The 14267-nt window shown below is 65.2% G+C and carries 14 protein-coding genes and 1 tRNA gene; 5 read left to right on the top strand and 10 right to left on the bottom strand.

The annotated features are described in order from the left end of the window. Positions 1-7: 7 nt before the first annotated feature. The 8 genes from P3W85_RS34340 to ispB form a co-directional block, all read right to left on the bottom strand. Entirely contained in the window at positions 8-193 is a 186-nt protein-coding gene (locus P3W85_RS34340) for a DNA gyrase inhibitor YacG (protein WP_017227554.1), read from the bottom strand. A 25-nt stretch (positions 194-218) separates the two neighbouring features. Then, positions 219-977 carry a cell division protein ZapD gene (zapD, locus tag P3W85_RS34335; protein ID WP_017227555.1) on the bottom strand — a complete coding sequence of 253 codons (759 nt, stop codon included), beginning with the start codon at positions 975-977 and terminating at the stop codon, positions 219-221. 252 nt (positions 978-1229) lie between these two features. Beyond that, complete coding sequence (coaE, locus tag P3W85_RS34330) at positions 1230-1841, bottom strand: dephospho-CoA kinase (protein WP_276268040.1); 612 nt, start codon at positions 1839-1841, stop codon at positions 1230-1232. Between the two features lie 71 nt (positions 1842-1912). Continuing rightward, on the bottom strand, positions 1913-2749 hold the full coding sequence (locus P3W85_RS34325; RefSeq protein ID WP_035812560.1) for a prepilin peptidase: 837 nt from the start codon (positions 2747-2749) through the stop codon (positions 1913-1915). An 87-nt stretch (positions 2750-2836) separates the two neighbouring features. Further along, on the bottom strand, positions 2837-4102 hold the full coding sequence (locus P3W85_RS34320; RefSeq protein ID WP_017227558.1) for a type II secretion system F family protein: 1266 nt from the start codon (positions 4100-4102) through the stop codon (positions 2837-2839). Positions 4103-4133: 31 nt separating this feature from the next. Continuing rightward, complete coding sequence (pilB, locus tag P3W85_RS34315; RefSeq protein ID WP_276268039.1) at positions 4134-5882, bottom strand: type IV-A pilus assembly ATPase PilB; 1749 nt, start codon at positions 5880-5882, stop codon at positions 4134-4136. A gap of 233 nt (positions 5883-6115) precedes the next feature. After that, positions 6116-6192 (bottom strand) — tRNA-Pro (locus tag P3W85_RS34310). Between the two features lie 135 nt (positions 6193-6327). After that, a complete protein-coding gene (gene ispB, locus P3W85_RS34305; protein ID WP_276268041.1) occupies positions 6328-7257 on the bottom strand; it encodes an octaprenyl diphosphate synthase in 930 nt (309 codons plus the stop codon). Positions 7258-7808: 551 nt separating this feature from the next. On the opposite strand from ispB, the gene rplU reads away from it, so the two are divergent. From rplU to proB, 4 genes are all read left to right on the top strand, one after another. Further along, entirely contained in the window at positions 7809-8120 is a 312-nt protein-coding gene (gene rplU, locus P3W85_RS34300; protein WP_006576525.1) for a 50S ribosomal protein L21, read from the top strand. A gap of 70 nt (positions 8121-8190) precedes the next feature. Next, the gene (gene rpmA, locus P3W85_RS34295; RefSeq protein ID WP_017227562.1) at positions 8191-8451 is read left to right on the top strand and encodes a 50S ribosomal protein L27; all 261 of its coding nucleotides are present in this window, start codon (positions 8191-8193) and stop codon (positions 8449-8451) included. A gap of 150 nt (positions 8452-8601) precedes the next feature. Beyond that, positions 8602-9702 carry an Obg family GTPase CgtA gene (cgtA, locus tag P3W85_RS34290; RefSeq protein ID WP_017227563.1) on the top strand — a complete coding sequence of 367 codons (1101 nt, stop codon included), beginning with the start codon at positions 8602-8604 and terminating at the stop codon, positions 9700-9702. A gap of 92 nt (positions 9703-9794) precedes the next feature. Beyond that, on the top strand, positions 9795-10913 hold the full coding sequence (gene proB, locus P3W85_RS34285; RefSeq protein ID WP_276268038.1) for a glutamate 5-kinase: 1119 nt from the start codon (positions 9795-9797) through the stop codon (positions 10911-10913). Between the two features lie 127 nt (positions 10914-11040). Here the strand turns inward: proB and P3W85_RS34280 are convergent, their stop codons facing one another. Beyond that, on the bottom strand, positions 11041-11658 hold the full coding sequence (locus P3W85_RS34280; RefSeq protein WP_017227565.1) for a CNP1-like family protein: 618 nt from the start codon (positions 11656-11658) through the stop codon (positions 11041-11043). Beyond that, complete coding sequence (locus tag P3W85_RS34275; RefSeq protein WP_017227566.1) at positions 11651-12331, bottom strand: RNA pyrophosphohydrolase; 681 nt, start codon at positions 12329-12331, stop codon at positions 11651-11653. Before P3W85_RS34275 ends, P3W85_RS34280 begins: the two co-directional genes overlap by 8 nt. A gap of 184 nt (positions 12332-12515) precedes the next feature. On the opposite strand from P3W85_RS34275, the gene P3W85_RS34270 reads away from it, so the two are divergent. After that, positions 12516-14237 (top strand): proline--tRNA ligase, encoded by a 1722-nt coding sequence (locus P3W85_RS34270; protein WP_276268037.1) that lies wholly within the window; start codon positions 12516-12518, stop codon positions 14235-14237. Positions 14238-14267: the final 30 nt, after the last annotated feature.

The following is a 14267-nucleotide window of genomic DNA, read 5'->3' as shown; positions in this document are numbered from 1 at the left end:
CTGGCGCTCAGTCCTCGTCGTCCTGATCCGGCGAAGGATTTTCGCCGGGTTTGCCGCCGATCACGTACTTCTCGGCGGCCCAGGCACCCAGGTCGATCTGTTTGCAGCGATTGGAGCAGAAGGGACGGAATTTATTCTCCGGCACCCAGGCCACGTCCGTGCCGCAGGTGGGGCATTTGACTACGGTTGTCATCGCGTCGGAAATCGGAAATCAAAGATCAAAAATTGCAGAGCTTGAGCTGGAAGGGGATGTCGGCATCGACCGAGCGCGGGCGAAGGTCGCCATCCTGCTGCGTGAAACGGACCCACAGCATGTACTTGTTGGCACTCATCTCGGGGATGAACGCCAGCAGCGATTCGTCCAGCAGCACCTGCATCAACTGGTAGCTGCGGCCGGACAGCATCTGCTGATAGCTGCCGCCGGTGGCGATGACCTTGCCGCTCTGGCCGGATTCGCGCAACAGGCGCAACACTGTGTTGGTGCCGACGCGCAGCGGCACCAGCGGGCGTGCCCACTTGAGGATGTCGGAGCGGCGGTCTTCGGCGGGGCGGTGCTGCCAGGCGTAATAGGCCGGCAGGTCGAATTCGCAGGTGCCGCCCGGAATGATGGCGCGGCTGCGGATGCTGGTCAGCCACTCGTTGTCGGTCAGCAGCTGGCCGGCCTTGCCGACGGTCTGGTTGAGCTGGGACATCGCCTGCTCGATCTCGCTGATGACGGCGCCCAGCGCGCCCTGGTCGATCTGCGGATTGGCGCGAAGAGCGGCAAGCGCCTGGCGCTGGCGCTCCAGTTCCTTGAGCAGGTCGGTCTTCAGGTCCGCACGGCCGGCGACATCGATGATCTCGAACAGTGTCGTCAGCGCCACATGATGCTGCAGGGCGTGATCCTGGCCGAGAAAATAATCCAGCCGATCGAACAGGTCTTCCAGGCGCAGAAGAGTCCTGATGCGTTCGTTAAAAGGATATTCGTACAGAATCAAGAGCTATGTCCGTGCGGCAGGGCGGGTTGGCGGATGGGCGGTCTGACCCGGAAGGCATAACGGACCGGCCATGCATCCGGTGCGTCCGGGTTCGCGCGATGGGTATCGGCGTGGCCCTCGATATCGGCAGTATGCGGCCATTTCCCGCATGGTTCCAGCGCATTCTATGCGAGTCCGCGAATCGGAACAATGCAACGGCCGACTCAGGGGTCGGAGTGGGGTGCCGCATGCAGCACTGTGCAAGACTGGTGCTCACGCAGTGGCCAGGCTGCGGTAGCGCTGATCAAGACGCTCCACCTGCGCCGGCAGCGCTTCCGGCGCGCCCTCGTTGTCGATCACATCATCCGCGCAGGCCAGGCGCTCGCTGCGCCGCGCCTGCCTGGCCATGATGGCTTCGACCTGGCCCCGGGTGAAGCCATTGCGCGCCATCACCCGGGCGATCTGGGTGGCCTCGCTGCAGTCGACCACCAGCACCCGGTCCACCCGCTCACGCCAGGATCCCGATTCGACCAGCAGCGGCACGACGTAGATCAGGTAGGGATGATTGCCCGCGGCGGCGATCGTGGCCGCGCGCGCTTCCGTCAGCTGCCGGATCAGGGGATGGGTAATGCCTTCCAGCCGGGCCTTGGCGGCGGGGTCGGCAAATATCAGCTCGCGCATGGCGTTGCGATCCATGGCGCCGTCGGCACGCAGGCACCCGGGGCCGAACGCCTCGAGCAGGGCGGGAATGGCCAGCCCGCCCGGCGCGGTGATCTCGTGCGCCAGCAGGTCGGTGTCGATCAGGGCGGCGCCGCGTTCGGCGAACAGGTCCGCCACGCGGGTCTTGCCGGAGCCAATGCCCCCGGTCAGTCCGATTTGCAGCATGTCGATCTCGTGGCTTGCGATGGGTTTGGCAATCGTGGGTTCATGTACCGGAGTGTCCAGCACTTGCCGCTTCAGCCCGCGATGCCCAGGGGCAGCACATTGGCGCCAAAGAACAGCACGAGCAGGCCGGCGCCGGCGATATACGGGCCGAAGGCGAAGTGCGTATCGCGATCCTGACGGCGCAGCGCGATATTGGCAAGGGCAACGACCAGTCCCACCACCGACGACAGCAATACCAGCGCCGGCAGCGCCTGCCAGCCGAACCAGGCACCCAGGGCTGCCATCAGCTTGAAGTCGCCATAGCCCATGCCTTCCTTGCCGCGCACCAGCTTGAACACCCAGTACACCGACCACAGCAGAAGGTAGCCCGCGGCCGCGCCGGCCACGGCATCGGCCAGCGGGGCGAACAGCCCGCCCAGGTTGAGCAGCAGGCCCAGCCACAGCAGCGGCAGGGTGATCTGGTCCGGCAGCAGTTGCGTGTCGGCGTCGATCAGGGTGAGGGCGATCAGGGCCCAGATCAGTGCGATCGCCGCCAGCGCCTGCCAGGTCGGGCCGAAGTGGGCGGCGGCCAGCGCGGTCAGCAGGGCGGTGCCGGCTTCCACCAGCGGATAGCGCGCGCCGATGGGTGCCGCGCAGGCCGAGCAGCGTCCGCGCAGCACCAGGTAGCTGAGCACCGGGATATTCTCCAGCGCGCCGATGGCGTGGCCGCAGTGCGGGCACGCCGAGCGCGGCACCATCAGGTTATAGCGCTCGGGATGGGGCAGGGGGTCGTCGCGCAGTTCGGCGATGTAGTTGGCCTCCTCATGCTCCATCATGCGCGGCAGGCGGTGCACCACCACATTGAGAAAGCTGCCCACCACCAGGCCTAGCAGCGCGGCGGCGGCGAGCAGGAACCAGGGCGGCAGCATGGCCAGCTCCGCGATGGTCCGAGCGGGAGCCGCCAGGGAGGAAATCGCGCCGCTGGCGCCGTCCACGGAAAACAGCCACTGCATGCCTTACACCACCTGTCCCAGTTTGAAGATCGGAAGATACATCGCCACCACCATGCCGCCGATCAGGATGCCCAGCACCACGATGATGAGCGGCTCGATCAGGCTGGAGATGGCGGCCACGGCGTCGTCGACCTCGCGTTCGTAGAACTCCGCCACCTTCAGCAGCATATTGTCCAGCGCGCCCGACTCCTCGCCGATCTGCGTCATCTGCAGCACCATGTTGTCGAACACATGGGTGGCCTGCATGGCGTTGGTCAGGCTGGTGCCGATGCGCACCGACTGTTCGATTTCCCGGGTGGCGTCGTAGTAGACCCAGTTGCCGGCGGCGCCGGCCACCGACTCCATGGACTCCACCAGCGGCGTGCCGGCGGCGAACATGGTGGCCAGCGTGCGCGTCCAGCGGGCGATCACCGCCTTGCGGAACAGCGAGCCGAAGATCGGCAGCTTGAGCAGGGCGCGGTCGCTGGCGCGCTGGACCTTCTCGGAGCGCTTCAGGCCGCGCAGATACAGCGTGATGGCGAGGACCGGCGCGCCGATGACCAGGTACCAGTTGTCGACGAAGAAATCCGACATCGCGATCACGGCGAGGGTCGGCGCCGGCAGGTTGGCGCCGAAGCTCGAGAACACGCCCTTGAAGGCCGGGATCACGAAGATCATCAGGATCACCGTCACGGCGAAGGCCACCGTCAGCACCGCGATCGGATAGATCATCGCCGACTTGATCTGGCTCTTCAGGGCGATGGTTTTTTCCATATAGAGCGACAGGCGCTCCAGCAGCGCATCCAGGATGCCGCCCTGTTCGCCGGCATCGATCAGGTTGCAGTACAGCGTGTCGAAGTAGCGCGGATGGCGGCGGAAGGCCTGCGCCATGCTGCTGCCGGATTCGATGTCGAAGCGGATCTCGGACAGCAGTTGGGTGAAGTTGGGGTTGGCATGGCCGCGCGCGATGATGTCGATCGACTGCAGCAGCGGGATGCCCGCCTTCAGCATGGTCGACAACTGGCGCGTGAAATACGCGATGTCCTTTTCGGTGATCTTGCGCCCGCGCGCGGCACGCCGCTTTTTCAGCTTGACGACCGTGAGCCCCTGCTTGCGCAGCGTGGCGTTGACCTCGGCCTGGCTCTCGGCGCGCAGTTCTCCCGAGAAGGCTTTGCCCTTGCGGTCCTTGCCCTGCCACTCGAAGATGTACTGCGTGGGCGCCTTATGCCCGGATTTCGCCTTGGGCGCAGCCGGCTTGCGAGCGGCGGCGGTTGGTGCGCGTGTCGCCATGATTGACCCCTAATGACATCGTTTTGTTGTTTTACATATTTGTTGTCGCCAGCACTTCCTCGAGCGAGGTGAGACCGCTCTTCACCTTGGCCAGGCCGGCTTCGCGCAACGATAGCACGCCGTCTTTACGCGCCTGTTCGGCGATCTGCAATGCCGTGCCGTGCGCCAGGATGATCTGCTGCATGGCTTCGGTGATCGGCATCACCTGGTAGATGCCGCAGCGGCCCTTGTAGCCGCTGCCGTTGCAGCGCTCGCACCCGACCGGGTGATAGGGCTGCCAGCTCCCGTCCAGTTCCCGCTCCTGGAAGCCGGCGTCGATCAGCACCTCGCGCGCCAGTTCGCCGGGCCGCTTGCAGGTGCACAGCCGCCGCGCCAGCCGCTGCGCGGTGATCATCAGCACGCTCGAGGCGATATTGAAGGGCGCCACGCCCATGTTCATCAGGCGCGTGAGCGTGGTCGGCGCATCGTTGGTATGCAGCGTCGAGAACACCAGGTGGCCGGTCTGGGCGGCCTTGATCGAGATGTCGGCGGTTTCCAGGTCGCGGATTTCCCCGACCATGATGATGTCGGGATCCTGCCGCAGGAAGGAGCGCAGCGCGGCGGCGAAGGTCAGGCCCGCCTTTTCGTTGACGTTGACCTGGTTGATGCCGGGCAGCTGGATTTCCGCCGGGTCTTCCGCCGTGGAGATATTGATGTCGCCCTGGTTCAGCCGGTTCAGGAAGGTGTAGAGCGACACCGTCTTGCCGCTGCCGGTGGGGCCGGTCACCAGCACCATGCCATAGGGGCGCTTGATGACCTCCAGCAGCATCGCCTTTTGCGCCGGCTCGTAGCCGAGCTGGTCGATGTCGAGCTTGTCGGAGGACGACTCCAGGATCCGGATCACGATCTTCTCGCCGAACAGGGTCGGCAGCGTGGAGACGCGGAAGTCGATCGCCTTCTCCACGGTTTCCTTGGGCTCCTTGCTGTCCTTGCCGTCGCTGCCTTTCTCCTTGGGCAGCGCGATCAGCAGCTTCATGCGGCCATCCTGGGGTACCCGCTTTTCAGAGATGTCCAGGCGCGACAGCACCTTGATGCGGGTGGAGATCTTGTCGCGGATATCCAGCGGCGGCCGCGCGACCTCCTGCAGCACGCCGTCGACCCGGAAACGGACGCGGTAGAAGGTCTCGAAGGGTTCGAAGTGAAGGTCGGAAGCGCCGCGGTGGAAGGCCTCGGTCAGCAGCTTGTGCAGGAAGCGCACCACGGGCGCATCGTCGATGTCGGCGGCGGTCTTGTTGCGCAGCGCGCCGGCCGAAGCGACGGGATCGTAGTCGATCATCTTGCGCTCGGCCGGCACCGGCGCGATCGACTTGAACGTGCCGCCGCTGTCGTCGCTGGCCGAGCGCACGTGGGTCATCAGCTTGTCGTGCTCGACCACGACGGCGTCCACCGGCAGGTTGTACTTCTGCTTGATGGCGTCGAGCCCGGCCTGGTTGCCCGGGTCCGACATGGCCAATATCAGCCGGTTCTCGCGCCGGCCCAGCGGCAGCAGCCGGTGCGCGTGGAAATCGCGGTTGCCGGCCAGTGCCGGCGGCACCTTGTTCAGGTTGTATTGAGTCAGGTCGACCAGGGGCAGCTGATATTTATCAGCCGCGAAGATCGCCACATCGTGCGCAGTCATGGTGCCGCTGGCGATGATCTCGTCGATCAGCTGCGACTTTTTTTCTCGTGCCGACTGTTCAAGCTGGGCGAGCAGAGCCGGCGCAATGCGCCGGCTCTGTGCAAGAGCTAGACCAAGTGTCATGGCAAAACGCTAGTTGGCCGGCAAGCGGCCGAAAGACCCCGAATCGGGGCAGTTTGCAGCTGGGGTCACTTTTTGTAAAGGCGAGCCGCAGGGGGCATTGGCGTTTGCGCGACAGGGTGCAACCCAACTTGCGCGGGGGAGGGGGCGAGGACGGGGCGCGCCAATGGCGCCAATGAAAAAAGGCCGCACATTGCTGTGCGGCCTTTCTTGTACGGTTTTGTCGACCGTGAAACTGGTCGGGGTGAGAGGATTCGAACCTCCGGCCTCTACGTCCCGAACGTAGCGCTCTACCAGGCTAAGCTACACCCCGTTTATTTTTCGCGGCACCTGAAACATTGTCGCTGCGAGAAAGAACAAAAGTGTAGCAGGCTTTTTTGCAGATTGGAAGAGGGTGCGCCGTGTGCTGCGTTCTTTTCCGGCTCGCACCCATCGGGGCGGGCTCGCCTCAGGACTGCCGCTGCAGCGAGAACGCGCACAGGTCGATCAGTGTCTGCTTCAGCGGGGACTCGGGGAACTGCTGGGCGGCTTTTTCCGCCGCTTCGGCTTCGCGCTGGGCGGCCTGGAAGGTGACTTCCAGCGCGCCGCTGGCGTGGATCGCCGCGAACACCGCCTCGAAGTGCTCGGTGCCGCCCTGCACGATGGCTTCGCGGGCCAGCGTGCGCTGTTCGGCGGTGCCGTGTTCCAGCAGGTGCAGCAGCGGCAGGGTGGGCTTGCCTTCGCGCAGGTCGTCGCCGGCGTTCTTGCCCATCTGCTCCGCGCTGGCGGTGTAGTCGAGCATGTCGTCGATCAGCTGGAAGGCGGTGCCGATGCGCCGGCCGTATTCGGCGGCGGCCTCCTCGGTGGTGGCGTCCGCGCCGGCCAGCACCGCGCCCAGCTGGGCCGACGCCTCGAACAGCTTGGCGGTCTTGTAGCGGATCACCTGCAGGTAGCGCTCCACCGTGACGTCGGGGTCGTGCATGTTCAGCAGTTGCAGCACTTCGCCTTCGGCGATCACATTGGTGGCGTTGGAGAGAATCTCCATGATGCGCATGCTGCCGGCGTCGACCATCATCTGGAAGGCGCGCGAATAGAGGAAGTCGCCCACCAGCACGCTGGCGGCGTTGCCGAAGACCGCGTTGGCGGTCTGGCGGCCGCGCCGCAGTTCCGACTCGTCGACCACGTCGTCGTGGAGCAGGGTGGCGGTGTGGATGAACTCCACCACCGCGGCGAGTTCGTGGTGCCGGTGGCCGTCATAACCGAAGGCCCGTGCGGACAACAGCAGGATCACCGGGCGCAGGCGCTTGCCGCCCGCGCTGATGATGTACTCGCCGATCTGCTCGATCAGCGGCACCTCGGATGCGAGGCGCTGGCGGATAACCGTATCAACGGCGCGCATGTCGGCAGCGACCGGGGCAAGCAAGGCAGTGGCGGAAGACTGGGACAAGATGTTCACCGTTACGCAAAACCCGCCGATTATAAGCGATGCGGGTGTATGTATGTCCCCTGAAGGGAGGGTGTCGCGATGCCGCGCAGAGGTCTGGCGCAAAGGTGGGGTGCGCACCCCGGCGATCTATAATGCGGCCATGACACAGCAACGCTCCCCCTCTCGCCGGCAGCTGCGCCGCACCGCGCTGTGGGCAGCCTTCGCCGCACTGGCCGGCTTCCTGCTGGCGGATCTGATCTGACCCGGAGTGGCGGGAAGTGCATTGGGCGCCGCCGGGCCGGCTATGTGTCTGTTTTCTTTGCGCTTTTCCCGACTCTGGTATAGAATCGTGGGTTTCCTCCGGCCGCTTTGCGTTGTCTGCAGATGCGCCGGTGGGGGATAACCGGGCCAATTTGGCCGTCCGGCTTGTCCGCCTGCCAGCTCTTTCCGAGCGGGATGGGGCGGTCGCAAGGGCGCGCCGGCGTTGGCTTTCGGCGTTTTATTTCACATCGAGAGGTTCGACAATGTACGCGGTCGTAAAAACCGGCGGCAAGCAATATAAGGTTGCTGCTGGCGAAAAACTTAAAGTAGAACAGATACCGGCAGACATTGGCGCAGAAATCACGCTCGACCAGGTGCTCGCAGTGGGCGCAGGCGACCAAATCAAGTTTGGTACGCCGCTGGTTAGCGGGGCTTCCGTCAAGGCTACCGTTATCTCCCAAGGTCGTCACGATAAGGTGAAGATCTTCAAGATGCGCCGTCGCAAGCACTATCAGAAGCGTCAAGGCCATCGTCAAAATTACACCGAGCTGCGCATCGAAGCGATCGTTGCCTGAGCCCGAGCTCAGTCATCATCGAAATCGAAATCAAGCGTAACTAGGTAAAGTAAAGCGACAGGAGTTAGTCATGGCACAGAAAAAGGGCGGCGGTTCCACACGGAACGGCCGCGATTCCGAATCGAAGCGTCTGGGCGTCAAGGTGTTTGGTGGTCAGGCCATCAACGCCGGCGGCATCATCGTGCGTCAGCGCGGCACCCGCGTGCACCCGGGCGAGAACGTTGGCATTGGCAAGGATCACACCCTCTTTGCCCTGGTCGACGGCCACGTGCAGTTCGCCGTCAAGGGCGCTGCCAAGAAGCAGCAGGTCAGCGTCGTTCCGGCAGCCTGATCATAGCCTTTGCAGCATGAAGGCCCCGCAGTACTTGCGGGGCTTTTTCTTTTCTGGCGACAATATCCATGTCGCCATCCGCCGCGCCCGCGTCCCTGCCATCCTGGCTTGTGCGCGCGCATCGCGGCCGCTCCACCACGGAAGGTCATCATGAAGTTCATCGACGAAGCCAGAATTGAAGTCATTGCCGGCAATGGCGGCAACGGCAGCGCATCGATGCGGCGCGAGAAATTTGTGCCCTTCGGTGGCCCGGACGGCGGCGACGGCGGCGATGGCGGCAGCGTGTATGCGCAGGCCGACCGCAATATCAATACGCTGATCGACTTCCGCTATGCCAAGAAGCACGTGGCGCGCAACGGCGAAAACGGCCGGGGCGCCGATTGCTACGGCGCGGGCGGCGAGGACGTGACGCTGCGCATGCCGGTCGGCACGCAGATCCTGGACATGGATTCCGGCGAACTGATCGCCGACCTGACCGAGCACGGCCAGACCGTCTGCCTGGCCCAGGGCGGCCTGGGCGGCTGGGGCAACCTGCACTTCAAGTCCAGTACCAACCGCGCGCCCCGCCAGCAGGTGGACGGCAAGCCCGGCGAGCGCCGCATGATCAAGCTGGAGCTGAAGGTGCTGGCCGACGTCGGGCTGCTGGGCATGCCCAATGCCGGCAAGTCGACCTTTATCTCGCATATCTCCAACGCGCGGCCGAAGATCGCCGACTATCCCTTCACCACGCTGCATCCGAACCTTGGCGTGGTACGGGTCGATCACGAGCAGTCCTTCGTGGTGGCCGATATTCCCGGCCTGATCGAGGGCGCGGCCGAGGGCGCCGGGCTGGGCCACCAGTTCCTGCGGCATCTGCAGCGCACGGGCCTGCTGCTGCATATCGTCGACCTGGCGCCGTTCGATGAAACCGTGGATCCGGTTGCAGAGGCCCGCGCCATCGTCAACGAACTGAAGAAGTACGACGAATCGCTGCACGACAAGCCGCGCTGGCTGGTGCTCAACAAGCTGGACGTGGTGCCCGAGGATGAGCGCGAGGCCCGGGTCAAGGATTTCGTCAAGCGCTACAAGTGGAAGGGCCCGGTGTTCCGCATCTCGGCACTCACCGGCGAGGGTTGCCGCGAGCTGATCTACGCGATCAAGGATCACCTCGCCGCGATCAAGGCCGAGGAAGTGGCCGCGCTGGCGGAACCGGATATCCGCCTGGACGAGCGGCTGCATAATATCGACCAGTCCGGCGGCGAGCAAAGCTGAGCCGCGCGCGCGACGCGCGGCATACTGATACGCTCTCGCTACTTTCCCGCCAAGCAACATAACGGCAGTACCCAGGAGACAGGATTCCCGCCATGCAATCGGTCATCGCCCAGGCAAAACGTATCGTCGTGAAGGTTGGGTCCAGCCTGGTGACCAACGACGGCAAGGGTCTCGATCACGAGGCCATCGCCCGCTGGGCGGCGCAGATCGCCAAGCTGCGCATGGCCGGCAAGGAAGTCGTGCTGGTCAGTTCCGGCGCCATCGCCGAAGGCATGCAGCGGCTGGGCTGGGTGCGCCGTCCCAAGGAAATCCACGAGCTGCAGGCCGCGGCCGCAGTGGGGCAGATGGGCCTGGCCCAGGTCTACGAGAGCCAGTTCGGCCGCTACGGCATCCGCACCGCCCAGGTGCTGCTGACCCATGCCGACCTGGCCGACCGCGAGCGCTACCTCAATGCACGCTCGACCCTGCTGACACTGCTCTCGCTGGGCGTGGTGCCCATCATCAACGAGAACGACACGGTGGTCACCGACGAGATCAAGTTCGGCGACAATGACACCCTGGGCGCGCTGGTTACCAACCTGATCGAAGGCGATGCGCTGGTGATCCTGACCGACCAGCGCGGCCTCTATACCGCCGATCCGCGCAGCAACCCGCAGGCCGAGTTCGTTGACGAGGCGCTGGCAGGCGCGCCGGAGCTCGAGGCCATGGCCGGCGGCGCCGGCACGTCGATCGGCCGCGGCGGCATGCTGACCAAGATCCTGGCCGCCAAGCGCGCGGCCAAGTCGGGCGCGCATACCGTGATCGCCTCCGGCCGCGAAGCCAATGTGCTCGAGCGGCTGGCGGGCGGCGAAGGCATCGGCACCCAGCTGCTGGCGCCCACCGGGCGCCTGACCGCGCGCAAGCAATGGATGGCCGATCACCTGCAACTGCGTGGGCGGGTGGTGATCGACGCCGGCGCGGTCGACAAGCTCACCAGCGGCGGCAAGTCGCTGCTGCCGATCGGCGTGGTGGATGTGCAGGGCGAGTTCGCGCGCGGCGAGGTGATTGCCTGCGTCGATGCCGCCGGCAGCGAAGTGGCGCGCGGCATCACCAACTACGCCAGCTCGGAGGCCCGCATGATCGCGCGCAAGCCATCGTCCGAGATCGAGCGGGTGCTGGGCCACCAGAACGAGCACGAGCTGATCCACCGGGACAACCTGGTGCTGGTTTGAGCGGCCTTGCCGGGCCGCGGGCCGGCTGCCGCCAGTAACAAGAAGGGCTGCGCGAGGCAGCCCTTTTTACTTGCCCGCCGGCACTGCCGGCGGAGTGCTCCCTGGCGCTTTGGCCATGTCGGCTGCCTTAGCGATAGGCGGGCCTGGTCGGCGCGAAGCCACGCAACTGCTTGACGATGTCTTCCGCCCTGCCGGAGGCGGAACGCCCTTCGCAGAGGAAATCCTTGGCCAGCGTGGCAGCGTAGTTATTGCGCCCGCCGCTGGACAGGCGGGCCCAGTTGTCGCGGTTTTCGCTGCCGTTGGGCACCCATTCGGTCGCGCCCTTGGGCAGCGTCGCGAACAGCTTGCGCTCGAAGGAGTCGCAGCGCACGGCCTCGAAGCTGGCGGTGCGTATGCCGCTGGGGCTGGTAATGACCACGGTATAGCGCACGGCGCCGTCTTCGCCCACCAGCACGGACTTGCCGTCGACCGCGAAATCGAAATTGCCGGTGGTGCCGGCATCGAAGGGGATCAGATCGGCGTCGCGCGGCAGCGCCGGCAGTGTCGTCTTGCCTTCAGTGAAGTCCTTCGGGGCGAACGGGTCGAGGCTTTCCAGGCTGAATGGCTTCTTCGGCTTGTATTCCTCGTCGTCCGCGGCGGGTTTGGCGGTGGTGCCGCAGCCGGCCAGCCCGAGGCAAAGGGTGGCCGCCAGCAGGCAGGCGGCAGGCAGGCTCTGGCGCAAGCCGCGGCCGGCGAAATCAATCATCGGTACTCCGTTCTGTGGACGCCGGCTCGGCCGGCAAGGTTGTGCCCGGATAACCTGCCTGGTCCTGGTGGTGGACCAGGTCGGGCGCATTATCGTGCGTGGTATGTAGTTCGTCCGGCGCCTGGGCATGGCCCGCGCGCGCCGAACCGTGCCGGCCATGGCTGCCGTGCGTGCCGTAGGGACTCAACGGCGCGCGCGTGTTGCGCTGCAGGAAGCGGGACAGCTCGGTCAGCGCCAGTTGATAGACGTCGCGCTTGAACTCGATGACCGCTTCCAGCGGCACCCAATAGTGGCTCCAGCGCCAGGCATCGAACTCCGGATGGTCGGTAGCACGCAGGCGGATGTCGCAATCGCGGCCCGCCATGCGCAACAGGAACCAAATCTGCTTCTGTCCCCTGTAATGGCCGCGGATCTCGCGGCGGATGAACTTGTCCGGCACCTCATAACGCAGCCAGTCGCGCGTGCGACCGACGATCCTGACGTGCTCGGGCAGCAGACCGACTTCTTCATGTAGCTCGCGGTACATCGCCTGTTCCGGCGTTTCGCCGTATTTGATGCCGCCTTGAGGAAACTGCCACGAATGTTCGCCGATGCGCTTGCCCCAGAACACCTCGTTCCGTGCGTTGATGAGGATGATGCCGACGTTCGGGCGAAAGCCTTCACGATCGAGCATGACTGCACCTCGAATCCTTTAGAATTACGTCGATTATAAAGGAAGCGCGTAGCACGGCTTATGCAACGGGCTGCTGGTTTTCCCCGAGCAAAAAGCGCCGCATCAGGCGCACGCGCGCAACGGATTCGCGCCACTCCGTCCCCGGAACCCCCTGGGCCGGCATGGCCTCACGAGAAAGCAACGGATGAAAGCCTCGCAATTCTTCATTTCCACCCTCAAGGAAGCCCCTTCCGACGCGGAAATCGTGTCGCACAAACTGATGATGCGTGCCGGCATGATCAAGAAGCTCGGCGCCGGCATCTATAACTACATGCCGATCGGCCTGCGGGTGATCCGCAAGGTGGAAGCCATCGTGCGCGAGGAAATGAACCGCGCCGGCGCGGTCGAACTGTCGATGCCGGTGATCCAGCCCGCCGAGCTGTGGCAGGAAACCGGCCGCTGGGACAAGATGGGCCCCGAACTGCTGCGCCTGAAGGACCGCCACGAGCGCGACTTTGCCGTGCAGCCCACCTCCGAGGAAGTGGTGACGGACATCGCCCGCAGCGAAATCCGCAGCTACAAGCAGCTGCCGGTCAATTTCTACCAGATCCAGATCAAGTTCCGCGACGAGCGCCGGCCGCGTTTCGGCATCATGCGCGGGCGCGAATTCACCATGAAGGATGCCTACTCCTTCGACCGCGACGCGGCGGGGCTGAAGGTTTCGTACGACAAGATGTTCAACGCCTACACGCGTATCTTCCAGCGCTTCGGCCTGGAGTTCCGTGCCGTGGCGGCCGACAACGGCGCCATCGGCGGCTCCGGTTCGCACGAATTCCACGTGATCGCCGATACCGGCGAGGACGCCATCGTCTATTGCCCGGACTCGGACTACGCCGCCAACATGGAGGCGGCCGAGGCCCTGCCGCTGCTGGCGCAGCGCGCCGCGCCGGCGGAGGAACTGGTCAATACCCCCACCCCGGGCAAGGCCAAGTGCGAGCAAGTGGCCGAAATGCTGGGTATCCCGCTGGCGCGCACGGTCAAGTCGATCGTGCTGGCCACCGATGGCGAGTCCGGCACGCAGATCTGGCTGCTGCTGCTGCGCGGCGACCATGAACTCAATGAGGTCAAGGCGTCCAAGGTGGCCGGGCTGGCCGACTTCCGTTTTGCCACCGAGACCGAGATCGTCGAGACCTTCGGCACGCCTCCCGGCTACCTCGGCCCGATCAACGCGAAGAAGCCCGTCAACGTGGTGGCCGACCGCACCGTGGCCAATATGAGCGACTTCGTCTGCGGCGCCAACCGGCGGGATTACCACCTGACCGGCGTCAACTGGGGCCGCGACCTGCCCGAGCCCGCAGTGGCGGACCTGCGCAATGTGGTGGAGGGCGATGCTTCGCCGGACGGCAAGGGCGCGCTGGCGATCTGCCGCGGCATCGAGGTCGGGCACGTGTTCATGCTCGGCACGCGTTATTCGGAGTCGATGGGCGCCACCTTCCTGGACGAGAACGGCAAGACCCAGCCCATGCAGATGGGCTGCTACGGCATTGGCGTGACCCGTATCCTGGGCGCTGCCATCGAGCAGAACTTCGACGAACGCGGCATTATCTGGCCGGCATCGATCGCCCCGTTCGCGGTGGTGGTCTGCCCGGTCGGCTACGACCGTTCCGAGGCCGTCAAGGCCGAGGCCGACCGCATCCATGCCGAACTCCTGGCGGCCGGCGTCGACGTGATCCTGGACGATCGCGGCGAGCGCCCCGGCGCCATGTTCGCCGACTGGGAACTGATCGGCGTGCCGCACCGCGTGGTGGTGGGCGATCGCGGCCTGAAGGAAGGCCGCGTCGAGTACCAGGGCCGCCGTGACGCCGAGGCCACCCAGTTGGCGGTCGCGGACGTGGTCGGCCACGTGCGCGGGCTGCTGTCGGCCTGAGCGCCATGCGCCTGCCGGGCCTCCCGCGCC

This window comes from Cupriavidus basilensis (assembly GCF_029335485.1).
GTDB classification, from domain to species: Bacteria; Pseudomonadota; Gammaproteobacteria; order Burkholderiales; family Burkholderiaceae; genus Cupriavidus; species Cupriavidus basilensis_E.
Note: the sequence above shows the minus strand (reverse complement) of the source record. Positions and strands in the feature narration are given on the sequence as shown.

Bases quoted from the DNA above. Each gene is read 5' to 3' on its own strand.
- rplU (WP_006576525.1), top strand. From the start codon at position 7,809: ATGTACGCGGTCGTAAAAACCGGCGGCAAGCAATATAAGGTTGCTGCT.
- ispB (WP_276268041.1), bottom strand. From the start codon at position 7,257: ATGCGCGCCGTTGATACGGTTATCCGCCAGCGCCTCGCATCCGAGGTG.
- coaE (WP_276268040.1), bottom strand. From the start codon at position 1,841: ATGCTGCAAATCGGACTGACCGGGGGCATTGGCTCCGGCAAGACCCGC.
- P3W85_RS34275 (WP_017227566.1), bottom strand. From the start codon at position 12,331: ATGCTCGATCGTGAAGGCTTTCGCCCGAACGTCGGCATCATCCTCATC.
- cgtA (WP_017227563.1), top strand. From the start codon at position 8,602: ATGAAGTTCATCGACGAAGCCAGAATTGAAGTCATTGCCGGCAATGGC.
- P3W85_RS34320 (WP_017227558.1), bottom strand. From the start codon at position 4,102: ATGGCGACACGCGCACCAACCGCCGCCGCTCGCAAGCCGGCTGCGCCC.
- P3W85_RS34270 (WP_276268037.1), top strand. From the start codon at position 12,516: ATGAAAGCCTCGCAATTCTTCATTTCCACCCTCAAGGAAGCCCCTTCC.
- P3W85_RS34325 (WP_035812560.1), bottom strand. From the start codon at position 2,749: ATGCTGCCGCCCTGGTTCCTGCTCGCCGCCGCCGCGCTGCTAGGCCTG.
- proB (WP_276268038.1), top strand. From the start codon at position 9,795: ATGCAATCGGTCATCGCCCAGGCAAAACGTATCGTCGTGAAGGTTGGG.
- pilB (WP_276268039.1), bottom strand. From the start codon at position 5,882: ATGACACTTGGTCTAGCTCTTGCACAGAGCCGGCGCATTGCGCCGGCT.
- P3W85_RS34280 (WP_017227565.1), bottom strand. From the start codon at position 11,658: ATGATTGATTTCGCCGGCCGCGGCTTGCGCCAGAGCCTGCCTGCCGCC.
- P3W85_RS34340 (WP_017227554.1), bottom strand. From the start codon at position 193: ATGACAACCGTAGTCAAATGCCCCACCTGCGGCACGGACGTGGCCTGG.
- rpmA (WP_017227562.1), top strand. From the start codon at position 8,191: ATGGCACAGAAAAAGGGCGGCGGTTCCACACGGAACGGCCGCGATTCC.